At 68.2% G+C, this 23,402-nt stretch carries 18 protein-coding genes; 10 read left to right on the top strand and 8 right to left on the bottom strand.

Annotated elements, in window-relative coordinates; genetic code table 11:
* Position 1 precedes the first annotated feature (1 nt).
* Together JWS14_RS11250 and JWS14_RS11245 are read right to left on the bottom strand one after the other, a co-directional pair.
* The gene (locus JWS14_RS11250) at positions 2 to 1,258 is read right to left on the bottom strand and encodes an NAD(P)/FAD-dependent oxidoreductase (RefSeq protein ID WP_072948443.1); all 1,257 of its coding nucleotides are present in this window, start codon (positions 1,256 to 1,258) and stop codon (positions 2 to 4) included.
* A 103-nt stretch (positions 1,259 to 1,361) separates the two neighbouring features.
* Positions 1,362 to 2,525 carry a helix-turn-helix domain-containing protein gene (locus JWS14_RS11245; RefSeq protein ID WP_206013136.1) on the bottom strand — a complete coding sequence of 388 codons (1,164 nt, stop codon included), beginning with the start codon at positions 2,523 to 2,525 and terminating at the stop codon, positions 1,362 to 1,364.
* A 147-nt stretch (positions 2,526 to 2,672) separates the two neighbouring features.
* On the opposite strand from JWS14_RS11245, the gene JWS14_RS11240 reads away from it, so the two are divergent.
* The 5 genes from JWS14_RS11240 (at position 2,673) to groL (ending at position 7,870) form a co-directional block, all read left to right on the top strand.
* Positions 2,673 to 3,674, top strand: coding sequence for a zinc-binding alcohol dehydrogenase family protein (locus tag JWS14_RS11240; RefSeq protein ID WP_072948531.1), 1,002 nt, complete (start codon positions 2,673 to 2,675; stop codon positions 3,672 to 3,674).
* 12 nt (positions 3,675 to 3,686) lie between these two features.
* Positions 3,687 to 4,580 (top strand): universal stress protein, encoded by an 894-nt coding sequence (locus tag JWS14_RS11235; protein ID WP_206013134.1) that lies wholly within the window; start codon positions 3,687 to 3,689, stop codon positions 4,578 to 4,580.
* A 20-nt stretch (positions 4,581 to 4,600) separates the two neighbouring features.
* On the top strand, positions 4,601 to 5,380 hold the full coding sequence (locus JWS14_RS11230; protein WP_206013132.1) for an HAD-IIA family hydrolase: 780 nt from the start codon (positions 4,601 to 4,603) through the stop codon (positions 5,378 to 5,380).
* Positions 5,381 to 5,460: 80 nt separating this feature from the next.
* Positions 5,461 to 6,015, top strand: a complete 555-nt coding sequence (locus tag JWS14_RS11225; RefSeq protein WP_072948436.1) for a DUF6764 family protein — start codon at positions 5,461 to 5,463, stop codon at positions 6,013 to 6,015.
* Positions 6,016 to 6,244: 229 nt separating this feature from the next.
* Positions 6,245 to 7,870, top strand: coding sequence for a chaperonin GroEL (gene groL, locus JWS14_RS11220; RefSeq protein ID WP_072948434.1), 1,626 nt, complete (start codon positions 6,245 to 6,247; stop codon positions 7,868 to 7,870).
* A 179-nt stretch (positions 7,871 to 8,049) separates the two neighbouring features.
* Here groL and JWS14_RS11215 read toward each other — a convergent pair whose 3' ends face one another.
* Positions 8,050 to 8,256: a PspC domain-containing protein gene (locus JWS14_RS11215; protein WP_072948529.1), complete on the bottom strand. Its 207-nt coding sequence runs from the start codon at positions 8,254 to 8,256 to the stop codon at positions 8,050 to 8,052.
* 733 nt (positions 8,257 to 8,989) lie between these two features.
* On the opposite strand from JWS14_RS11215, the gene JWS14_RS11210 reads away from it, so the two are divergent.
* Together JWS14_RS11210 and JWS14_RS11205 are read left to right on the top strand one after the other, a co-directional pair.
* A complete protein-coding gene (locus JWS14_RS11210; RefSeq protein ID WP_072948431.1) occupies positions 8,990 to 10,033 on the top strand; it encodes an alpha/beta hydrolase in 1,044 nt (347 codons plus the stop codon).
* Between the two features lie 73 nt (positions 10,034 to 10,106).
* Positions 10,107 to 10,940: an alpha/beta hydrolase family protein gene (locus tag JWS14_RS11205; protein WP_241031315.1), complete on the top strand. Its 834-nt coding sequence runs from the start codon at positions 10,107 to 10,109 to the stop codon at positions 10,938 to 10,940.
* A 52-nt stretch (positions 10,941 to 10,992) separates the two neighbouring features.
* On the opposite strand, the gene JWS14_RS11200 is transcribed toward JWS14_RS11205, so the two are convergent.
* Positions 10,993 to 13,068 (bottom strand): prolyl oligopeptidase family serine peptidase, encoded by a 2,076-nt coding sequence (locus tag JWS14_RS11200; protein ID WP_259376074.1) that lies wholly within the window; start codon positions 13,066 to 13,068, stop codon positions 10,993 to 10,995.
* A gap of 67 nt (positions 13,069 to 13,135) precedes the next feature.
* On the opposite strand from JWS14_RS11200, the gene lpdA reads away from it, so the two are divergent.
* Positions 13,136 to 14,539 carry a dihydrolipoyl dehydrogenase gene (lpdA, locus tag JWS14_RS11195; RefSeq protein ID WP_206013130.1) on the top strand — a complete coding sequence of 468 codons (1,404 nt, stop codon included), beginning with the start codon at positions 13,136 to 13,138 and terminating at the stop codon, positions 14,537 to 14,539.
* Between the two features lie 113 nt (positions 14,540 to 14,652).
* Positions 14,653 to 15,102: a DUF5709 domain-containing protein gene (locus JWS14_RS11190; RefSeq protein WP_095862742.1), complete on the top strand. Its 450-nt coding sequence runs from the start codon at positions 14,653 to 14,655 to the stop codon at positions 15,100 to 15,102.
* Here the strand turns inward: JWS14_RS11190 and JWS14_RS11185 are convergent.
* Positions 15,095 to 15,505, bottom strand: coding sequence for a winged helix-turn-helix transcriptional regulator (locus JWS14_RS11185; protein ID WP_124396052.1), 411 nt, complete (start codon positions 15,503 to 15,505; stop codon positions 15,095 to 15,097). The two genes, JWS14_RS11190 and JWS14_RS11185, sit on opposite strands and share 8 nt — an antisense overlap.
* A 123-nt stretch (positions 15,506 to 15,628) precedes the next feature.
* Between JWS14_RS11185 and JWS14_RS11180 the strand changes: the two genes are divergently transcribed.
* Positions 15,629 to 16,486, top strand: a complete 858-nt coding sequence (locus tag JWS14_RS11180; protein WP_206013128.1) for an SDR family oxidoreductase — start codon at positions 15,629 to 15,631, stop codon at positions 16,484 to 16,486.
* Here JWS14_RS11180 and atzF read toward each other — a convergent pair.
* From atzF to JWS14_RS11165, 3 genes are all read right to left on the bottom strand, one after another.
* Complete coding sequence (gene atzF, locus JWS14_RS11175) at positions 16,483 to 18,228, bottom strand: allophanate hydrolase (protein ID WP_206013125.1); 1,746 nt, start codon at positions 18,226 to 18,228, stop codon at positions 16,483 to 16,485. The genes JWS14_RS11180 and atzF overlap by 4 nt on opposite strands.
* A complete protein-coding gene (uca, locus tag JWS14_RS11170) occupies positions 18,228 to 21,878 on the bottom strand; it encodes an urea carboxylase (RefSeq protein ID WP_206013124.1) in 3,651 nt (1,216 codons plus the stop codon). The genes atzF and uca overlap by 1 nt, the downstream gene beginning before the upstream one ends.
* Positions 21,879 to 21,948: 70 nt before the next feature.
* Positions 21,949 to 23,388, bottom strand: a complete 1,440-nt coding sequence (locus JWS14_RS11165; protein WP_206013122.1) for a short-chain fatty acid transporter — start codon at positions 23,386 to 23,388, stop codon at positions 21,949 to 21,951.
* Positions 23,389 to 23,402 lie beyond the last annotated feature (14 nt).

Raw genomic sequence — 23,402 nt, 5'->3', positions numbered from 1 at the left:
TTCAGCGCAGCGGGTCGAAATGCCGCATGACGGCGGGAACCTCGCCCCCGGTCATGGAGTCGGCCATCATGCGTCCGGTGAGCGGACCCAGGGCGATGCCCCACATGCCGTGGCCGCCCGCCACGTGCACACGGGGGGAGCGGGTGGCGCCGACGAGCGGAAGTCCGTCGGTGGTGCAGGGCCGGGATCCGACCCACTCCTCCCGCCGCGATTCCCAGTCGATGCCGGTGAACATGGGCGTCGCAGCCGCGATGATCGCCTGCACCCGGCGCGGGTCGAGAGGTGCGTCGGGACTGCGGAATTCCATCATCCCGGCGACGCGGAAACGGTCGTGCAGTGGGGTGCACGCCACGCGCTGGGTGGGGAAGTAGATGGGGTTCTTCGGCATCTGCTCGGGCTGGACACTGAAGCTGTACCCGCGGCCGGCCTGTACCAGGGCGCGGACACCGAACGGGCGGGCGAGAGTATTGAGGTGTGCGCCGCCCGCGAGGACGACGGAATCGGCGGTCACCGTGTCGCCGGAAGCCGCGACCAGCCGGACGCCCGACTGCCCCTGATCCTGCACCGTCGCGACGTCGAAGCCGGACCTGATCTCGCCGCCCCGGGCGCGGACGGCGTCGGCGAGCGAATGCACGAAACGCGGCGGGTCGATGAAACGCTGGTTGCGCAGCCGCAGACCGGAGTGCACGCCGTCGCCGAGACTCGGCTCGAGAGAGTGGATCTCGTCTCGGTCGACGCGGTCGTACTCGACCTCGCCGCCCGCGGCCTCGACGTGGCGGAACTCGTCGACGAGCGCTTGCCGGTCCTCGTCCGACTTGAACGCGGTGAGGAACGGGTCGGCGAGATGCGTGTGCTCCCGGACGCCGCCGTCCGCGAGTTCGTCGTAGGCGCCCAGGGAGATCCGGTTGACCTCGGCGTACACCTTCATCGCGTCCGCCCACCGGGAGGGCGTGCAGTGCCGGGCGAAGCCGACGAGGAAACGCACCAACCGCAGATCGGTCGTGAACGGCACATAGACCGGCGAGGACGGATTCAGCATCGCGCGCAGGCCGTACCGCAGCACGGCCGGTTCGGGCAGCGGCAGCGTCAATGCCGGTGCGAGCCAACCTGCATTGCCCCAGGACGCATCCGCCGCGACACCCGCACGGTCGACGACGGTGACGCGCACGCCACGCTCCTGGAGGAACCACGCCGTGGACAATCCGACGACGCCTGCTCCGACGATCGCGACATGGTCAGGGCGCTGCACTGTGCTCATGACTCCATCATCGGCGGGCGACGGAGCCGGGGCAGTAGCCGTTCGGCCAATCCCGGACAGCGCCCCCTGTGCAATCGGCCAGGGGTCACAAATCCCCCAGCGGTCACCAATCCCGCAGTCCCGTCAGCTTCAGGTGCAGCATCAGGATGAGCCGGGTGTCCGCGTCGGTCAGGTCCACGTCGCACGAGTCGACGCAGCGCCGCAGCCGATTCCTCAGCGTGTTGGGGTGCACGTGCAGCGCGGCGGCGGCATCGGCGACGTCGCCGCCGTGCGCCAGGAAGGCGCGGGCGGTGGCGACGAGATCGGTGCCGTGCTGCACGTCGTGCCGGGTGAGCGCGGCGAGCGGGGTGAGCTCGCCCAGGCCGTCGAAGATGTCGGCGACGCGCAACGCCAGCACGGACGCGAGACTGTCCCGCATCGTCCCGGCGACACCACCGGACCGGGAGTGCTGCAGCACGGTGAGCACCCGGTCGGCGTCCCCGCGCGACAGGTGTGCCTGGCTGGCCGTGCTCACCTCGCGTCCGACGGCGACCACGAATGTTGCCCCGCTGCGGGCGCGGCCGAGGAAGTCCTCGGCGAGGCGCCGGACGTCCTTCTCCGACGCGGCGATGACCACGTAGATGACGTCGTCGAGCTGCGCGGCCACCGAATCGACCGCCAGTGTGTCGAGGTACAGGCCGAGGGAGGCGAGCAGACCGGAGGGCAGCGGGCGCCCGATCGCGACGGGGGCGGCCGCCGCGACCGTCAGCCGTCCCTCCAGCCGGAGGTCGTCGGCGGCACGGAAGGCGGGCTCGCCGCCGTTGATCAGCGCGCGGACGCGGTCGACCTGCATCCGGCGCGTCACGTCCACCCGTTCCCGCTCCGCCGCGATGTGCTCGGCGACGACCGGGACCGCGGACCGCAGGATCGATTCCTGTTCCGGAGTGGGGGCCGACGTCATCGCCGCCCAGATCGACCCGACCGACCGTCCCGCGTCCCGCACCGCGATCACCGCGCGGGGAGTCATGTCCGGCAGTCCCATGTCCACGTAGAAGACGTCGGTGTCCCGGTGCAGGCGCTCGAAGACGCCCGCGGCCTCGAGGAGTTGCCGGTACTTCCCGGGCACCTGCCGTCCCAGGATGGTCTCGATGCGCGCTTGGTCCACGGCCTGCTCGCCGCTCGAATAAGCCAGGACGGTCGAGTTCTCGTCCTCGATCGTGATCGGGGCCCCGATCAGCTCGGCCAGCGACCCCGCCACCGTGAACAGGTCTTCACCGCGCAGGTCCATGGGTGCGAGCCTAGTTGCCGGCCGCGGTCCGGCCGGGTCTTCGCCGCGGTCCCGTGTCGTCGAGACACGGCCCTCCGGGTCCTGGCGGTGGCCACCCGTCACGGGCATTGTGGGGGTATGGCGGCGACGCAGGGCGGAACCGGAACGATGACCGCGTGGCGCGTGGTCGCTCCGGGCCCCGTCGCGGGCCACCCGCTGGAACGGGCGAGCGAGCCCATACCCGAGCCGGGGCCGGGCGAACTTCTCGTGAAGGTTCTGGCGTGCGGAGTGTGCCGCACCGACCTGCACGTGACCGAGGGGGATCTTCCCGTGCACCGGCCCCGGGTGATTCCCGGCCACGAGGTGGTGGGGGAGGTTGCCGCACTGGGGGATTCGGTGACCGAATCGTTCGCCGTCGGGGACCGGGTGGGCATCGCCTGGCTGCGGCGCACGTGCGGACAGTGCGCGGCCTGCCTGCGCGGCGCGGAGAACCTGTGCAGGCAGTCGCAGTACACGGGATGGGACGCGGATGGCGGGTACGCCGAATTCGCGACGGTCCCGGCCGACTACGCGCTGCACCTGCCGGCGGGGTACACGGACACCGAACTCGCCCCGCTGCTGTGCGCCGGGATCATCGGCTACCGGGCACTCGAGCGCGCCGCGGTCCCCGTCGGCGGCGCGCTCGGCATCTACGGGTTCGGCGGCAGCGCGCACCTCACCGCCCAGGTCGCGTCGACGCGCGGCGCCCGGGTGCACGTCATGACGCGAGGGGCGGAGGCCCGGGCATTGGCGGAACGACTCGGGGCGACGTCCGTGCAGGGCGTGCGCGACACACCGCCGGAGCCCCTCGACTCCGCGATCCTGTTCGCCCCGGTCGGCGACCTGGTGCCCGTCGCGATGGAGGCGCTCGCCGACGGCGGCACCCTCGCCGTCGCCGGAATCCACCTCACCGACATTCCCGCGCTCGAGTACCAGCGGCACCTGTTCCGGGAACGGCAGATCCGCAGCGTCACCGCCAACACCCGTTCGGATTCCGTCGAATTCCTGCGCATCGCAGCGGAACACCGGCTGAGCATCGACACCCACCCGTACCCACTCGACCGCGCCGATCGGGCCCTCCGGGACCTGGCAGGCGGAAAGTTCAGCGGTGCAGCAGTTCTCGAGCCGTAGAGGGAGAGAGATATGAGCGAACACGCAGGGGCACCCGTCGTCGTCGGTATCGACGGGTCCCGGGCCGCGCTCGACGCGGCGCGCTGGGCCGCGGGCACGGCGGTCCGGCTCGGTGCCCCGCTCCTGCTCGCCCACACGTACCCGGACGAGGCCACGTTCTACAACGGCAACGCGATGATGATCGACGCCCAGTTCATCCAGGAACTGCGTGAGGACGGCAACTCGATGCTCGACGCCGCCACCGCCGTCGCCCTGCAGGATCAACCCGGACTCGCCGTCGAGCGCGACGTCCGATCCGGGACCGCGGCGTCCCACCTGATCGAGCTGTCCCGGGCGGCGCGGATCGTCGCGGTCGGCGCGCAGGGTGCGGGTGCGGTCACCGACTATCTCCTCGGATCCACGGTCCTCCGGACGGTCAACCACGCGCACAGCCCGGTCGCGGTGGTCCGGGGAGAGCCTGCGCCGGAATCACCGGACGCCCGCCCGATCGTCGTCGGCGTGGACGGCAGCCAGGTCAGTGAGAAAGCCGTCGAGGAGGCGTTCGCGCTCGCGTCCGCGTTCGGGGTCGGTCTGGACGCGGTGCACGCGTGGAGCGGGGAGAAGCAGCACGGACTCGCGCACGCGTCCAAGTACGTCGACTGGGCCGCGTACGAAGAAGGGGAGAAGGCCGTCGTGTCCGAATGCCTCGCCGGGACCCGCGACGAATATCCCGACGTACCGGTGACCGAGGTGACGACACAGGGCGCGTCCGCCGACGTCCTGCTGCGGCACGCGGCGACCGCGCAACTGCTGGTCGTCGGTAGCCACGGCCGGGGCAAGGTGATGGGTGCCCTGCTCGGATCCGTCAGCCAGAATCTCGTGCATCACGCTCCCTGCCCCGTCCTCGTCTGCCGGACTCGGCAGTGATGCCGGGATAGGCTCCTGTCATGGCTGGGGTCGAGGGTGTCCTGCTCGATATCGACGGTGTGCTGGTTACTTCGTGGCATCCGATCGACGGCGCCGCCGCCGCGGTGCGGGAGGTGCGCGATCGCGGACTCGCGTGCGCGTACCTCACCAACACGACGTCGAGGACGTGCGACGAGGTCGCCGACGGCCTCCGGTCGGCGGGCATCGAAGCCGACTCCGACGAGATCGTCACCGCGGCCCGGCTCACCGCCGAGTACGTCCGGTCGACCTATCCCGGGTCGCGGGCCTGGGTCCTCAACAGCGGCGACATCACCGCGGATCTGTCCGGGATCGAACTGGACGACGACAACCCGGAGGTGGTGATCCTCGGCGGCGCCGGGCCCGAATTCACCCACGCCGCACTCAGCCGCGTGGTCGAGTTGATGCTCGACGGCGTCCCCGTCGTGGCGATGCACCGGGGCACCACGTGGGCCACCCACGACGGGCTGCGCATCGACACGGGCACCTACCTCCCCGGGATGGAGGAGGTCGCGGGAACCAACGTCGTGTCGGTGGGCAAGCCGTCGCTCGCCGCGTTCCTCACCGCCACCGATCTGATGGGTACGGGACCGGACGTGACGATGATGGTCGGCGACGATCTGACGGGTGACGTCCTGGCTGCGCAGCGGGTGGGACTCATCGGTGTGCTGGTGCGGACGGGCAAGTTCCGCCAGTCGATTCTGGACCTCGCCGCGCAGCGACCGGACCACGTCGTCGACTCCGTCGCGCAGCTGCCGAAGCTCCTCGACGAACTCGCCTGAGCGGGGTCCGGGACTAACCGGCCCGGAGCGGGTACTCTCGCGGCGAATCCTCCAATTCGACGTTCCCAGAAGGAGCTTCCATGCTCGCTGTCTCCACCCCCGTCACCTCGACCGCCTCGGCATCGCGTACTCGTATCTCGTCTCTCTTCGGCCGACGGCTGGCACGTGTGGGAGCGGCGATGGCCGTGGGTCTGGGCGTCGCGGCGGGAATCTCGGTGGCCGGCGCAGGCGTCGCCGGTGCCGCCCCCGTCAACTGCGTCTCCCCGCCGTCGGCCAACGACGTCCAGGTGTCGGACACCGCGAGCTGCGGCGCCAAGGCGACCGAGGCCGGCACCGCCCACGCGATGGCCGCGGACAGCGGCACCGCGGTGAGCGTCGCCAACGGGCACAGCGGCGCCACCACGTACGCCAACGGATACGGAACGTCGCTCGGTGCGTCGACGGGCTCGGGTCAGGCGTACGCGGTCTCGCTCGGCGGCGGCATCGCCCGTTCCGGTGCGGCCGACGGCACGACCACCGTCGCGATCGCGGGCTGGGGTTCGGGTGCGACGGCCGACGCGAACGGCGTGGACTGCGTCGGCGCGCTGTCTCTCGCCTTCAACCTGAACACCGGTCAGGTCTGCGCGATGCGCTGATCGCCCCGGCACAGCGCTTCCGTCCCGACCTTGCACTCACCCTGTTCGAGTGCTAAAAATGCACTTGGCACTCGCCGCGGGTGAGTGCCAGGTCGGGACGGTGAGACCGGGAACCACAGACACCCCTGGTCGTCCGTCGCGGGCACCGAACTCGGCCGAAGGCGTAAATGAGGCGACCCGACTAGCGGTCGCCTTGTGTGTCACCCCCAATCCGGAGGATCACTTCGCAATGGCCAAGATCATCGCGTTCGACGAAGAGGCCCGTCGCGGCCTCGAGCGGGGACTCAACGCCCTCGCCGACGCAGTCAAGGTGACGTTGGGCCCCAAGGGTCGCAACGTCGTGCTCGAGAAGAAGTGGGGCGCCCCCACGATCACCAACGATGGCGTGTCCATCGCCAAGGAGATCGAGCTCGAGGACCCCTACGAGAAGATCGGTGCCGAGCTGGTCAAGGAGGTCGCCAAGAAGACTGACGACGTCGCCGGCGACGGAACCACCACCGCTACCGTTCTCGCCCAGGCTCTCGTCCGTGAGGGCCTCCGCAACGTCGCTGCCGGCGCCAACCCGCTGGGTCTGAAGCGCGGCATCGAGAAGGCCGTCGAGGCCGTCACCGTGCGTCTGCTCGAGACCGCCAAGGAGATCGACACCAAGGAGCAGATCGCTGCTACCGCTGGTATCTCCGCAGGCGACCCGTCCATCGGCGAGCTCATCGCCGAGGCCATGGACAAGGTCGGCAAGGAAGGCGTCATCACGGTCGAGGAGTCCAACACCTTCGGCCTGCAGCTCGAGCTCACCGAGGGCATGCGCTTCGACAAGGGCTACATCTCGGCGTACTTCGCCACCGACCCGGAGCGTCAGGAAGCCGTCCTCGAGGACGCGTACATCCTGCTCGTGAGCTCCAAGATCTCCACGGTCAAGGACCTGCTGCCGCTGCTGGAGAAGGTCATCCAGTCCGGCAAGCCGCTGGTCATCATCGCCGAGGACGTCGAGGGCGAAGCCCTGTCCACCCTGGTGGTCAACAAGATCCGTGGCACCTTCAAGTCCGTGGCCGTCAAGGCTCCCGGCTTCGGTGACCGTCGCAAGGCTCAGCTCGCCGACATCGCCATCCTCACCGGTGGCGAGGTCGTCAGCGAAGAGGTCGGCCTCTCCCTGGAGACCGCCGGACTCGAGCTGCTCGGCCAGGCACGCAAGGTCGTCATCACCAAGGACGAGACCACCATCGTCGAAGGCGCGGGAGACCCCGAGGCCATCGCCGGTCGCGTGTCCCAGATCCGCGCCGAGATCGAGAACAGCGACTCGGACTACGACCGCGAGAAGCTGCAGGAGCGTCTGGCCAAGCTGGCCGGTGGCGTTGCAGTCATCAAGGCCGGCGCTGCCACCGAGGTGGAGCTCAAGGAGCGCAAGCACCGCATCGAAGATGCCGTGCGTAACGCCAAGGCTGCCGTCGAAGAGGGCATCGTCGCCGGTGGTGGCGTGGCTCTGCTGCAGTCGGCTCCCGCACTGGACGACCTGAAGCTCGAAGGTGACGAGGCCACCGGTGCGAACATCGTTCGCGTCGCCCTCGAAGCTCCGCTGAAGCAGATCGCCTTCAACGCGGGCCTCGAGCCCGGCGTCGTTGCCGAGAAGGTTCGCAACCTGCCCGCAGGTCACGGCCTCAACGCCTCGACCAACGAGTACGGCGACCTGCTCGAAGCCGGCATCAACGACCCGGTCAAGGTCACCCGCTCCGCGCTGCAGAACGCAGCGTCCATCGCGGCTCTGTTCCTGACCACCGAGGCCGTCGTCGCCGACAAGCCGGAGAAGGCCGGAGCGCCCGTGGGCGACCCGACCGGCGGCATGGGCGGTATGGACTTCTAAAGGCGGCTACGCCTACCGTGCGTGGCTGAGGAGTCCTCGGACTCGTTCACCGCGCACGGGCACGAAGTGCTCCGACAGAGCCCGGGACACCAACTGGTGTCCCGGGCTCTTTCTCGTCTGTGCGTCGTTTGCCGGGTCCGTTTCACGGCCACAGTGCTTTTCGGGGTTGTGTTCTCGTCTCAGTGTCCGGCAGGCATCAGCATCCAGGCGGCGAGGTAGACGAGGGCCGCGGTGCCGCCGGTGACCAGAGTGGCCACCACGGTGAGCAGGCGGACGAGGTTGACGTCCACCGAGAAGTATTCGGCGATGCCGCCGCAGACGCCTGCGAGCATCTTCTGGCTGTCGGAACGGGTGAACTGGCGGGGAGTGTTGCTGTCGAATGTCATGCCTCCATCCTGTTCGGTGAAACCGGTCCGCACCATCGGGATGTACCCCGATCTCCACCCTGGTCTTTCACCCTGAGCAGTGACGACGCGCCGAAGAACTAGAAATCCCACTCTTCGGGTCGAATTGGTGTAAGACTGAAGAATTTTTTGCGTCATCTATTTTTCTGGACAAATGAGATGCGTGTACCACGGCCAAAGAAGAGATGTGCGAAATTCGCCAACTCTTCGTTTCTTCGAAGGGGAATTCAAGGGCAACGACAAGAAAATGCCCGGAAACGGTGAATCGAGGTATGTTCTGTCGCTCTTCGATTACGGAATCGGGAATCCGGGGGTCGAGGTCTCGGCGTATTCCCTGGTGGTGCGGCGTGTTTCGGAGGTAATTGGGGATTTGCCGGTGTTTGATCAACGGTTCTTCGTTAAGTCAACGATCGCAAATGTTTACCACTTCGTGCTTATTCGGAGCGAAAACTCGGGTACAAATGACGGAGCCCCTGATCGCAGGGGGAGTTCGAAAATCCACTGCGTCGAATAGGAGTAATACTATGTCCGACAGCCTTTTGGGTCTGCTCGAAGCGCTCACCACACTGATCGGCTTCCTCGGGTCCGTCGGGGGATAGGGACACCCCGTTTCGACCCCACTTCTGAACGAGAGCTGGAGTTCGCATGACATCATGTGGGCTCCAGCTCTCGCCTCTACGGAGTCGGGCAGGCGACGTCGCAGCGAAGGAGAACGATGGTCAACCGCACTGCAGCGGGTAGGTACGGGGTGCGCTTGGCGCTCGCGGTCGCTCTGACGACGGCCGTTCCCTGCCTCGGGGTCCAGGCGTCCGCTTACGCAGATCCCGCCGAAGACGCCACTGTCGCGGACGGCGGCTCCCACCTGGTGAGCACCGACCCGATCGACGACCGGCAGTCGACCATTCACGTGTACTCGGCGTCCATGGACCGCGAGATTCCGCTGCGGGTGATCACCCCCGCGGACACGAGCGCGCCGAGGCCGACGCTCTACCTGCTCAACGGTGCGGGCGGCGGCGAGGACTCCGCCACGTGGCAGGCCCGGACCGACGTCGTCGACTTCTTCGCCGACAAGAACGTCAACGTCGTCACGCCCATGGAGGGCGCGTTCAGTTACTACACGGACTGGGAGCAGACCGACCCGGAACTGGGCAACAACAAGTGGACGACGTTCCTCACGCAGGAACTTCCGCCGATCGTCGACTCCGCGCTCGGCACCAACGGTGTCAACTCGATCGCCGGCATCTCGATGGCCGGTAGCTCCGTGCTGAGCCTGGCGCAGTCGGCGCCCGACCTGTACCAGAGCGTCGGCGCCTACAGCGGGTGCGCGATGACCAGTACCGACCCCGGTCGCGCGTACGTACGTATGGTCGTCGAGGGTCGCGGCGGCGGCGACACCTCCAACATGTGGGGTCCTGAAGACGGTCCGGGGTGGGCCGCCAACGACCCGTACATCAACGCGGAGAAGCTGCGCGGACTCGACATCTATGTCAGCAACGGATCCGGGCTGCCCGGGGCGGGCGATCAGCTGAACGCACCGGGAATCAACGGCGACGTCGGAACGCTCGCCAACCAGATCCTCGTCGGCGGCGCCATCGAGGCCGCCACCAACCAGTGCACCCATGCGCTGGCGGACAGACTGAACGAACTGCAGATTCCCGCGACGTTCGACTTCCGGCCCACCGGCACCCACTCCTGGACCTACTGGCAGGAAGACCTGCACAAGTCGTGGCCGATGCTCGCCGCGTCGATCGGCCTCTAGCGTCCGGTCTCGGAACAGAATCGACCCCCGCAGATCCCGGATCTGCGGGGGTCGAGCCGTCTAGTCTGACGAAGTGGAGACAGTACCGATCCAAATGCCCGACGGAACCACTACTCCGGTTCGCCTGTTTCCCGGCCCGGACGACGCCCCCGTGATCGTGGTGTTTCCCGGCCTGGGAATTCCCGCCGGCTACTACGAACCCTTCGCCGAGGAACTCGTGTCCCGGGGATTCAACGCGGCGATCGGCGAACTCCGCGGCCAGGGCGACAGCCGCCCCCGCCCGAGCAGCGACAGCACGTACGGCTACCACGAACTGGTGGCCCTCGACTTTCCCGCGATCTTCGAAGTGGTGCGCGAGCGTTTTCCTGCGGCGACGCCGTTCCTGCTGGGGCACAGCATGGGCGGTCAGCTCGGTGTGATGTACGGGGCACGGATCCGGGGCCGGCTCGGCGGGATCGTGCTCGTCGCGTCGGGGTCGCCGTATCACCGCGGGTTCCCCGGGATCCATGCCCCGCGGATGCTCGTCGGCGCCGCGGCGATGTCGATGACCGCCAACCTCGCCGGGTTCTGGCCAGGCGACAAACTGGACATCGGCGGGTTCGGGCGGCAGTCGAAGGTGCTGATCACCGATTGGTCGCGATTCGCCCGCACCGGCAGGATCGAACCCGACGGCGCCGACATCGATTACGAGGAACGCATCGCCCGGCTGAAACTGCCGGTGCTGTCCGTGACCGTCGAGGGGGACGATCTGGCTCCGGAATCGGCGGCGAAGAACCTCCTCGCGAAACTCCCCAACGCCGACGTCACCCTGTGGCACCAGCCGCAACCACTCGGCCACAACGGGTGGATCCGCGAGCCCGCGAGCACCGTCGACCGGATCGTCGACTGGATCCACGACCACACCTGACCTGTGAGTACTTGTTAACCGCGGGCGGTTGAGAAGTACTCACAGGTGGGGGTCAACGGGTGAGCTGCTCCCACAGGAACGTGAACGTGAGCGCCGATTTGAACGCGGCCTGCGCGTTGTCCGCGGCCCCGCCGTGCCCGCCCTCGATGTTCTCGTAGTACCAGATCTCGTGGCCCTGCTCTTCGAGCAGCGCCGCCATCTTGCGGGCATGCCCGGGATGGACGCGGTCGTCGCGGGTGGAGGTGGTGACGAGGATCGGCGGGTAGTCCGCCGCCGCGTCGGTGTTCTGATACGGCGAGTACTCGCTGATGAACTTCCAGTCGTCCGGGTTGTCCGGATCGCCGTACTCGGCCATCCACGACGCCCCGGCGAGTAGCAGGTGGTACCGCTTCATGTCGAGGAGCGGGACCTGGCACACGATCGCGCCGAACAGTTCCGGGTAGCGGGTGAGCATGACGCCCATGAGCAGCCCGCCGTTGCTGCCGCCCTGGATTCCGAGCTGCTTCGACGTGGTGATACCCCGGGCCACGAGGTCGCGGGCGACCGCGGCGAAGTCCTCGAACGCTTTGTGCCTGCCCTCCCGCACCGCCTGGGTGTGCCACGACGGGCCGTACTCGCCGCCGCCGCGGATGTTCGCGACCACGTACGCGCCGCCGCGTTCGAGCCATGCGAACCCGACCGACCCGCTGTACCCGGGGACCATCGAGTTCTCGAAGCCGCCGTACCCGTACAGCATGGTGGGGCAGGGTCCGGTCACGTCGTCGCGGCGCACCACGAAATAGGGGATCTCGGTTCCGTCGTCGGACACCGCGAAGTGCTGCGACACCGACATGCCGTCCGCGTCGAAGAACGAGGGCGCCTGCTTGACGGGTTCGAGCGCACCACCGACGGAGCCGTACAGCAGCGTCGCAGGCGTGGTGAATCCGCTGGAGTTGACGAAGAAGTCGTCGCCGGTGCGTGGGTCGGTGCTGATGATCCCGCTCGCCGTGAGTTCCGGGACACCGTCGAGAGGCTTCTCCTCCCACCCGGTGTCGTTCGGCGTGAGCACCGACAGCTTGGTCTGCACGTCCGATAGTCGCACGAGGAGGAGGTGGTTCCTGGTCCACGTTCCCTGTTCGAGGGACGTGTGCTCGTCCGGGGTGAACAGCGGCGTCAGCTCGCGGGACCCGGCGAGGAAGTCGACGTAGTTCGCGACGAGTAGCGACCCGGCCGGGTAGACGGTGCCGTTCACCTCCCAGTCGGTGCGCGGACGGATGGTCAGCCACTCGCGGTACACGGACGAACCCGCGTCGTCCGGGGTGTCGATCCGGACCTTCGACCCGTCGGGGAGCAGTTCGTAGCGTTCGGAGTTGTAGAAGTCCATCGACCGGCCGACGAAGTGCCGCTCGTACCCGGGGGTGTCGTCGTACGACGCGCCGACGGACACGTCGGTGGTCTCGCCCTCGAAGACGGTGACCGCCTCGGTGAACGTGGTGCCGCGATGCCAGCGTTTCGCGATTCTCGGGTAGCCGGAGTCGGTCATCGAGCCTTCGCCGAAGTCGGTCCCGACGTACACGGTGTCCTTGTCGATCCAGCTGATGCTGGTCTTCGCCTCGGGCACGTCGAATGCGTGGTCGCCGCCGACGAATTCGCGCGTCTCGAGGTCGAATTCGCGCACCACGGACGCGTCGGCGCCGCCGCGCGAGAACGACAGCAGGGCACGTGACTGCTCGGGTCGCAGCACGCTGGCGCCTGCCCACACCCAGTTCTCGCCCTCCCGTTCGGCGAGTGCGTCGACGTCGAGCAGGACGTCCCAGTCGGGGTTGTCGGTGTGGTACTGCTCCAGGGTGGTGCGCCGCCAGATGCCGCGCTTGTGTTCGCCGTCGCGCCAGAAGTTGTAGAGGTACTCGCCGCGCATGCCCGCGTAGGGGATCCGGTCGTCCGTGTCGAGCACGTCCAGGATCCGGCTCTCCAGCGCGGAGAACCCGGCGTTCTCGGTGTACTCGGCGAGCGTGCGGGCGTTGCGTTCCCGCACCCAGTCGAGTGACCGTTCCGCGGTGACATCTTCGAGCCAGAGGAAGGGATCCGTCATGGCGCCATTCTTGCAGGCGGTGTCGTGCCTGGTCGCGGCGGGAAAGGTGTGACGGATGAGGCTACCCGCGGGTAACGCGACCGCGTGGAGACAGCGAATCGGGACGGGACTACCCTGAACAACCGTGACCTCACACTATGACGTCGTTGTCCTCGGAGCCGGTCCCGGTGGGTACGTCGCTGCTATCCGCGCGGCACAACTCGGACTGAGCACTGCCATCATCGAGCAGAAGTACTGGGGTGGTGTGTGCCTGAACGTGGGCTGCATCCCCTCGAAGGCTCTTCTCCGCAATGCCGAACTTGCGCATCTCTTCACAAAAGAGGCCAAGTTGTTCGGTATCTCGGGTGAGGCGTCCTTCGACTTCGGCGCCGCGTTCGACCGCAGCCGCAAGGTTGCCGAGGGCCGCGTCAAGGGCATCCACTTCCTGATGAAGAAGAACAAGATCCCCGAGTACGACGGCAAGGGCACCTTCACCGACGCCAACACCATCGAGGTCGCGCTCACCAAGGGCGGCACCGAGACGATCACGTTCGACAACGCGATCATCGCCACCGGCAGCACCACCAAGCTGCTGCCCGGCACCGAGCTGAGCACGAACGTCGTCACCTACGAAGAGCAGATCATGACCCGGGAGCTGCCCGGTTCGATCCTCATCGTCGGTGCCGGCGCGATCGGCATGGAGTTCGGGTACGTGTTGAAGAACTACGGAGTCGACGTCACCATCGTCGAGTTCCTCGACCGCGCGCTGCCCAACGAGGACGCGGACGTCTCCAAGGAAATCGAGAAGCAGTACAAGAAGCTCGGCGTCAAGGTCATCACCGGTGCCGCCGTGCAGAGCATCGACGACGACGGCTCCAAGGTCACCGTCTCGATCAAGAACAACAAGTCCGGCGAGACCGAGTCGGTCGTCGTCGACAAGGTGATGCAGTCCGTCGGGTTCGCACCCCGCGTCGAGGGCTTCGGCCTCGAGAAGACCGGCGTGCAGCTCACCGACCGCGGCGCCATCGGCATCACCGACACCATGCAGACGTCGGTGCCGCACATCTACGCCATCGGTGACGTCACCATGAAGCTGCAGCTCGCGCACGTCGCCGAGGCGCAGGCCGTGGTGGCCGCCGAGACGATCGCCGGCGCCGAGACGCTGCCGATCGAGGACTACCGGATGATGCCGCGCGCCACGTTCTGCCAACCGCAGGTCGCCAGCTTCGGTCTGACCGAGCAGCAGGCCAAGGACGAGGGCTACGACGTCAAGGTCGCGACGTTCCCGTTCGCCGCCAACGGCAAGGCGCACGGCCTCGGCGACGCCACCGGCTTCGTCAAGCTGATCGCCGACACGAAGTACGGTGAGCTGATCGGCGGCCACCTCATCGGCCCCGACGTCTCCGAGCTGCTGCCCGAGCTCACCCTCGCGCAGAAGTGGGACCTCACCGTCAACGAGCTGGCCCGCAACGTGCACACGCACCCGACGCTGTCCGAAGCCCTGCAGGAGGCCATCCACGGCCTCGCCGGACACATGATCAACTTCTGACCCGAACACCGACGAGGGCCCGCACAGTCTCTGTGCGGGTCCTCGTCGTTTCCGGGCGGATCCGTTCCGCGATCCGATGGCGAACTGCCCGCAGCGATGGCATCGTGGGGAAGATGACCATGCCGGACAGCACGCCAGAAGGATCCGAGGGCGAGTACAGCCTGGACGACGAAGACCAGCTGCAGCCGGAGGACACGTTGGTCGACCGAGGTGTGGACGACGTTCTCGACGAGGGGTATTCGCCTCCGGAGAAGCCGCTCGGGCTGAACGCGTTCGGAACGACGGCGGCCGAGCAGCGCGAAGGCGAGACCCTCGATCAGCGGCTCGCGGAGGAGGAACCGGATCCGGCGTTCGAGGAGGACGAGAACGTGGAAATCCTCGATGACAACGAGGTCGGACGGCAGCGTTCGGGGCGGCTTCTCGCCGAGAACGAGGGTGTGGGGGAGGACGAGGAGAAGGATCTCGTTGCTTTCGACATCGGAATCGACGGGGGAGCGGCGTCGGCGGAGGAGGCCGCGGTCCACATCGTCGACGAAGAGTCCGACCTCGACGAACTCAGCTGACGCCGCGACCGGCGTCGTACCTTTCTTGCGCAGCCAGAACGTCGGGTACGCGCGATTCGACCAGTTCGATCAGGCCGATCAGGCGTGAACCGACCTCGGCGCCGAGCGGCGTGAGGCTGTATTCGACCTTCGGCGGGATGGCCTCGAGCACGTCGCGAACCACGAGGCCGTCTCGTTCGAGTGCTTGCAGTGTCTGCGACAGCATGCGTTCGCTGACACCGTCGACGCGTCGGCGGAGTGCGCTGAATCGGTAGTTTCCCTCGGTCAGTGCCGCGAGCGCGAGCACACCCCAGCGGCCGGTGACGGTCTGCAGGGTCTCACGAGACGCGCAGTTGCGCGCGAAGACGTCCGCTTCGAGGGTGCGGTCTTCGCTTTCCTGTGCTGGGTGAGCGGGCTCGGACATGCGTCCAGTGTATCCGACGAAGAGGAAGCACTTACTGAAGTATTTGCACTTACGAAAAATTAGTGCATGATGGAAAGTGAGCTTGAACAGTCAACTCGCACCACTACGCGCTAGGAGTTCGTCATGACCATCGCCGTCACAGGAGCAACCGGACACCTCGGCAGGCTCGTCGTCGAGGCACTGCTCGACAAGGGGGTACCCGCCGCCGACATCGTCGCCGTGGTCCGCACCCCGGCCAAGGCCGCAGACCTCGCGGACAGGGGAGTCGAGGTCCGGCAGGCCGACTACAGCGATCGCGCCGCGCTCGAGACCGCATTCGCCGGCGTCGACAAGCTACTGCTCGTCTCCGGCAGTGAGGTCGGACAGCGGGTTGCCCAGCACGCCAACGTGATCGATGCCGCGAAGGCCGCCGGGGTCGGCTTCGTCGCCTACACCAGCGTTCTCGACGCGCAGAACAGCACGATCGGTCTGGCCGTGGAACACCGCGCCACCGAGGATCGGCTGGCACAGTCAGGGATCGACTTCGCGCTGCTCCGCAACGGCTGGTACTGGGAGAACTACCTCGGCAGCATTCCCGCGGCGGGCGAGACCGGTGCGCTGTTCGGGAGTGCCGGGACCGGTGTCGTCGCCGCTGCCGCCCGCAAGGACTACGCCGAGGCGGCCGCCGCCGTCCTGCTCTCCGACGGGCAGGCGGGCAAGGTCTACGAACTCGGCGGCGACGAGCGCCTGACGTACAGCGAACTGGCGGACGTCATTTCCTCCGTCATCGGAAAGCCGGTGTCGTACAAGGACCTTCCGCAGGCCGAGTACGCCGCGGCGCTCGAGGGTGCCGGACTACCCGCACCGATCGCGAGCATGCTCGCCGATTCGGATGCGGGCGTGGCCATCGGCGCTCTCGACACCGAGAGCGGCGACCTGCAGAGGTTGATCGGCCGCAACTCGACCCCTGCCGCCACCGCCCTCGCCGTGAGTACTTCTTAACGTCGGGCGGTTAAGAAGTACTCACGGGCGTAAGCAACCCAGCTGCCGAACTCGGTGATGTCCGTGGCCCCGTCGACCGCGTCGTGGGTGCAGCTGAAGCCCACCACGGCGCGGCCGTCGGACAATTCGACGCTCGTCAGGGCCATCGGGGCGGGCAGCGCCGCGAGGAAGCTGCCCAGCCCCGCAGCGGACACGCGGAACAGTTCCCCGGAAATCGGGGAGCCCGCGCCGGGACCGCGGCGGACGAGGCCGGGCTTGGGTGGGGTGGTGTCGAGCGCGGTGAGCCGGTACGCGTCGGTGGTGGTGACGGTGTCGACGAAGCGTGCCCCGATGTCCTCGAGCTGGAAGTGCAGGGGCTGCCCGCGCAGGTGCGCGCCGAACACGGCCAGTTCCACCCCCTCCTCGACGAGGGTGGGCGCGGGCGCGCCGAGCAGCCGGGCGGCGAGGTCGACGGCCACCTGATCGGCGAACGCCGGCACCACGAACATGACCCCGAACGGTTCGCCGGCGGCGGTCGGGGTGCCCGGGACGGCGACCGCCGCCATGTCGAGCAGGTTGCAGAAGTTCGTGTAGGTGCCCATCCGCCGGTTGATGCCGATCGGATCCGCTTGCACGGCAGCGATGGTCGGGTGTTCGGTGGTGGTGGGCAGCAGGAGTCCGTCGAAACCGGCCAGCAGATCCCGCGTCTGCGCCTTGACGCGGGTGAGCGTGTCGAGGTCGGCGGCGAACTCGTGGCCCGCGGGCTTGCGCGCCGACTCGACGATGGCGGTGACCACAGGATCGGCACCCGCAGGCGCCGTGTCGAGGAATTGCCCGACGGCGGTGTACCGCTCGGCGACGACGGCGCCGTCGTACAGCAGTCGGGCGGCATCGAGCAGCGGGGAGATGTCGACCGCCTCGGCGGCGAACCCGCGGTCCGTCAACGACGCGACCGTGTCGGCGAACGCCGCGCGGTACTCCGGCGTCAGCAGGGCGAGATTTGCTTCCGTGGGAATCGCGACGCGTGCGTGCGTGGGCGCGGCGAGCCGGACGTCGGACGGCCACGCACGGCTGCGCGGGTCCGCGGTCGCGGGGCCAGACATGATGCGGGCGGCAGTCACCGCCGTGTCGAGTTCAGTGGCGAAGACGGTGACGCAGTCGTAGTCGACGCACGCCGGAACGACCCCGTCGGCGGGGATGACGCCGAGTGTCGCCTTGATTCCGACGAGGCCGTTGAACGCCGCCGGGACCCGGCCGGATCCCGCTGTGTCGGTGCCGATTCCGATGTCGGCGATGCCGAGGGCGACGGCCACCGCCGAACCCGAGCTGGATCCGCCCGACACACGTTCGGGGTCCCACGAGCACCGGACGGCGCCGTACGGACTGCGTGTCCCGACCAGTCCGGTCGCGAACTGGTCGAGGTTCGTCTTCCCGAGTACGACAGCGCCCTGGTCGACCAGGCGGCGCACGGCACTCGCGGTGACGTCCGGGAGATAGGCGAACTCGGGGCACGCGGCCGACGTCGGGAGTCCGGCGACGTCGATGTTGTCCTTGACCGCCACGACCTTCCCGGCCAGGGGCAGGTGCTCGCCGGCGTCGAGACGGGCCTGCACGGCAACGGCATCGGCGTGGACGTCCTCGGCGGGCCGGAGGGTGATCCACACCTCCGGGCGGTCCACCTCGGCGATCCGCCGGAAGGCGTCCTCGACCCGGGCGGTGGGGGACAGGGCGGCCTGTCCTCGGTTCACGGCATCGACAGTCATCAGTTTTCTGCTCCAATCACGACGAGAGGGGTGCCCGGGCCGACGATCGCGCCCGGTGACACGAGGACTTCGAGGACGGCGCCCGGCGAGGTGAACGCGACCGGCATCTCGAGTTTCATCGCCTCGAGCACCACGGCGTTCTGGCCCGCTTCGACGCGCTGCCCGGCCTCGACCTCGACGCGCCACACGCTGCCGACCATCGGCGCCTCGACGACGACGGCGCCCGGCGGGAAGTCGCCGCGCGCGGCCGGCTCGGGTGCGGTGACCTGTTCGACACGGTCGAATTCGCCCGACGCGCGCCACGCCGACTTCTCGGTCTCGAACGCCGCGGACTGCCGGGCGTCGAACTCGGCGATGGATTCGGCGTTGTCCTGCAGGAACTTCAGATGGTCGGCGAACGCGAACGTGCCGTCGGAGATCTCCGCGTCGAACCGACCGGCCACCGCCTGCGCGCGGTACTCGCGCAACCGCTCCGGGGTGACGGGTTCCCACACGATGCGGTCGAAGAACCGGAACATCCAGGGTTTGCCCTCGTCGAACGGGCGGTGCTGCCGGTAACCCGACCAGATCGGGACGGTGCGGCCGATCAACTGGTAGCCGCCCGGCGACTCCATGCCGTAGACACACAGGTACTTGCCGCCGATCCCGACGGCGTCGGATGGCGTCCAGGTGCGGGCCGGGTTGTACTTGGTGGTGACCAGGCGGTGCCGCGGGTCGAGGGGCACGGCCAGCGGTGCACCGAGGTAGACGTCGCCGAGCCCCAGTACCAGGTATTCGGCGTCGAACACGGCGTCCCGGACGTCGTCGACGCTGCCCAATCCGTTGATCCGCCGGATGAATTCGGTGTTCGACGGCAGCCACGGCGCTTCGTCGCGGACCCCGCTGCGGTAGCGGTCGATGGCCTCCGCGATGGACGGGTCGTCGAACGACAACGGCAACCGGACCGTGCGACTCGGCACCACCAGATCGTGCGTCGCCGGCAGCAGCTCCTCGATGTCCTGGAGGATGTCCAGCAGCCTCCCGGCCGGGAGGCGGTCGGCGTCGAAGTGCAGGTGCAGCGACCGGACACCCGGCGTGATGTCGATGACGCCCGGCACGCGGCGCCGGACCAGCGCCTCCGACAACGCGTGGACGCGCATGCGGAGTCCGAGATCCAGTTCCCGGTCCCCGTATTCGACGAGGACGTTGTCGTCGCCGGCGCGCAGGTACGCGACCTCCGGTCGGTCCAGGATCGGCGCGATGCGGTGCAGCACCCCGCCGTCGCTGTTCGCCGACCGGGTCTCCGCGGGCGGAACATCCAGTCTGCGAGACGAATCCGAAGAACGCAGCGAGTCCGCACCGTCGTCGGAGACCGCGACGAACCGCACGCTGTCGCCGGGCCGGATCTGCCCGAGCTTCCACCGGTGGGCCTTGGCGACGGTGAGCGGGCACGCGAAGCCGCCGAGGCTCGGCCCGTCGGGTCCGAGCAGAATCGGAGTGTCGCCCGAGACGTTGAGGGCTCCGACGCTGTACGGGTTGTCGTGCAGGTTCGACGGGTGCAGTCCGGCGTCGCCGCCGTCGGTTCTCGACCACACCGGCTTGGCGCCGTCGAGCCGGAGTCCGGTCCGGTTCGCGTGGGTCTGGACCTTCCAGGTGGTGTCGTAGAACTGTGCCATGTCGGAATCGGTGAAGTAGGCGGGCGCCGGCTGCGGTCCCTCGGTGACGGCGAGATGCCACACGTGCGTGAACTCCGGGATCGAGTCCTCCGGGACGGGATGCGGCGCGCCGAGACCCGTCGTGTTCTCGAACAGCGAGTCGTCGAACAGGCCCAGCACGTCGCCCGTCGCGACGGCCTTGCCCGTGATGCCGCCGAACCCGCCGAGCGTGAACGTGGCTGCGCTGCCGTGATAGAGCGGGGCGTCGATCCCGCCCCGGAACGCGACGTACGTGCGCAGACCCGTGTCCGCCGGAGTGCCGACGTCGAGTACGGATCCGGCCGGCGCTTCCACCGGGTGCCACAGAGGGATCGGCTCGCCGTCGAGGGTGACCGGGGCATCGGCGCCGCCCACGCAGATCACGGTGGCATCCGAGAACACCAGGCGCGGCCCCTGCAGGGTGCATTCGAGCCCCGGTGCGCCGGCCGGATTGCCGACCGCCGTGTTGACCAGCTGGAACGACAGGTCGTCCATCGGCCCGGACGGGGGAATTCCGACCTCCCACAGGCCGATCCGGCCCGGATGGTCCTGCACCGTCGTCATGGTTCCCGCACGGAGGACGTCGACGCGACGCCCGGTGGCCCGCAGATCGGCCAGCGACTGCGTGGTGTGCGCGGCGTCCAGAACGGTGTCGGCGACGCAGATCCGCCGGAGCTGGGGAAGGTTGGTCTGGATTCCGTAGATGTGGGTGTCGGCGAGCGCCTCCGCGAGGGCGGCGAACGCCGCCGTGCGCCGGTGCCCGCGGGTGATCACCTTCGCCAGCATCGGGTCGTAGAAGGCGCTCACCTCGGTGCCCGTGTCGACCCACGTCTCCACCCGCGTGTGAGCCGGGAACTCCACACCCGTGAGGCGTCCGGCGCTGGGACGGTAGTCGTGGCCGGGGTCCTCGGCGTAGATGCGGGCCTCGACGGCGGTTCCCCTGATCTCGGGTCCGGAGTCGGGCAGCCCGTCCAGCATGGAACCGTCGCCGCGGGCGAGCCTCAGCATCCACTCGACGAGATCCACCCCGGTGACCTCCTCGGTCACCGGGTGCTCCACCTGCAGTCGGGTGTTCATCTCGAGGAACGACGCCTCACCGCGGTCCACGTCGTAGACGAACTCCACGGTTCCGGCCGACCGGTAGTTCACCGAGGACGCGAGACCGCGGGACGCGGCCAGCAGTCGCTCCACCACCTCGTCGGAGAGTCCGGGCGCCGGCGCCTCCTCGACCACCTTCTGGTTGCGGCGCTGCAGTGAGCAGTCGCGGGTGCCGAGGCTGAGCGTGCGGCCGTGGCCGTCACCGAACACCTGCACCTCGATGTGCCGGGCGCGGGCCACGAAGCGTTCCAGGAACACCCCCGACGAGGAGAAGTTTGCCTGGGCGAGGCGCTGGACGCGGTCGTAGGCTTCGCGGAGCTCCGTGGCGTCGAAGCACGCCTGCATCCCGATGCCGCCACCGCCGCCGACCGCCTTGATCATCACCGGATAGCCGATGTCGGAGGCCGCGGACAGTGCGGCGTCGGCGGAGTAGAGGAGCCCGCTGCCCACGACGAGCGGGACGCCGACGGCGCGAGCGGCCTCGCGTGCCGTGTGCTTGTTCCCGAACGTGCGCAACTGTTCGGGAGTGGGACCGACGAACGCGATGCCCGCGGATTCCGCCGCCGCGGCGAACGCGTCGTTCTCCGACAGGAACCCGTACCCGGGATGAATCGCGCCTGCGCCCGTGGCGAGTGCGGCCTCCACGACGGCGTCGGCCCGCAGATACGACTCGTGGGCGGGAGCCGGGCCCAGCCGGACGGCGACGTCGGCCATCTCGACGTGCGCGGCCGCGGAATCGGCGTCGGAATACACCGCAACCGTCTTCAGTCCGAGAAGATGCGCGGTTCGCATGATGCGGCAGGCGATTTCGCCCCGGTTCGCGACGAGCAGGGTGTCGAAGGAGTACTCGATCGGCGGCGTATTCATCCCTGTGGACATGGTTGTATACGCTAAGGACGGGGTGTTTCACCGAGATTTCTCGAAGTAAAGCGTGGGTTAGTAACACCTCTCACGGTGTCGAGGGCTGCACCGGGGGGACGAAGTCGAACGTCGTGCCGAGCAGCCACACCAGCAGCAGGACCACCGGCAGGTGGAACATGAACTGCAGGAACGTGAATCCCACCAGATCGCGTGCCCTGAGCCCCAGCACCGCGAGCAGCGGCAGCATGAAGAACGGGTTGATCAGGTTCGGCAGCGCCTCGGCGACGTTGTACACCTGGACCGTCCAGCCCAGGTTCATCCCGACGTCGGTGGCCGACTGCATGACGTACGGTGCCTCGACCAGCCACTTTCCGCCGCCGGACGGCACGAACAGGCCCAGCACGACGGTGTAGAGGGCGATGACGACGGTGAACGCTCCGCCGCTGCCGATGTTCGTGAAGAACTCGGCGAGATGCTCCGAGATGGTGAGGCCGTTTCTGCCCTCGGCCTTGGTGAGGATCGCGGCCATCGCGGCATACAGCGGAAACTGGACCAGGATGCCCGCCGTGGCCGGGACGGCCAGGGCGACCGCCTGCAGGAATTTACGCGGCGTCCCGTGCAGCACCAGCCCCAGCATGAGGAAGACCAGCAGATAGCCGTTCAGGCTGCTGACGACGGTGAGCAGGGGTTTGGTCACCAACTGGGAGACGAGCCATCCCAACGTCATCAGACCGGCCAGTATCGGCAGGATCCGGCTGTACTCGAGCCATTCTCCCGGTCGCGATCGAGGCGGGACGTCCTTCGGCCGGTCGTCGAGGTCCACCTCCAGGTCCTGGGCGGTGGTGACGGCGGCGCCCCGCGGCGCCGAGAAGTGGGCGATCACCACGGTCAGGGCGATGATGATCACGCACATCAGCAGCGACTGCCACGTGAAGATCGTGGTTCCGAAGTCGAGAACGCCGGTGATCGTCAGGAGCGCCGGGGGCAGCGAGGCGGCGGTGGCCTGGAGTTGGGCGGCGGAGGACGACATGCCGAGCGCCCACACTGCGCCGAGGCCCATGAAGGCCGCCGCGCCCAGAGCACGGTAGTCCACCCGCAGGTCGGTTCGGCGCGCGATCGCCCGGGCCAGCAGCCCGCCGAACACCAGGCTGAGCCCCCAGTTCAGGAACGAGACCGACATGGACAGGAAGGCCACGAAACTGACTGCGCTGCGTGCAGTCCCGGGCACCGTCGCCAGACGGTCGATCAGCCGGGCCACCGGTGGGGACGTCGCGACGACGTACCCGGTCAGCACCACCATCGCCATCTGCAGGGTGAACGCGGTCAGATCCCAGAACCCGTCGCCGAACGCGTCCACCACTTCCTGCGGAGACGAACCGTTGGCCAGTGCGGCGACTGCGACGACGAAGACACCGACGAGGGCGAAGACGTAGGCGTCCGGAAACCACTTCTCCGTCCACCCGGCCAGCGACTGCGCAACCCGCGCCAGACCCTTCTCGGAACGGACGTCTTCGGTGGCGGAGGTCATGCAGCTGTTCCTCT

This window comes from Rhodococcus koreensis (genome assembly GCF_017068375.1).
Lineage (GTDB): Bacteria > Actinomycetota > Actinomycetes > Mycobacteriales > Mycobacteriaceae > Rhodococcus_F > Rhodococcus_F koreensis.
The sequence above is the reverse complement of the archived record's forward strand: the minus strand, read 5'-3'. Positions and strand labels throughout refer to the sequence as shown.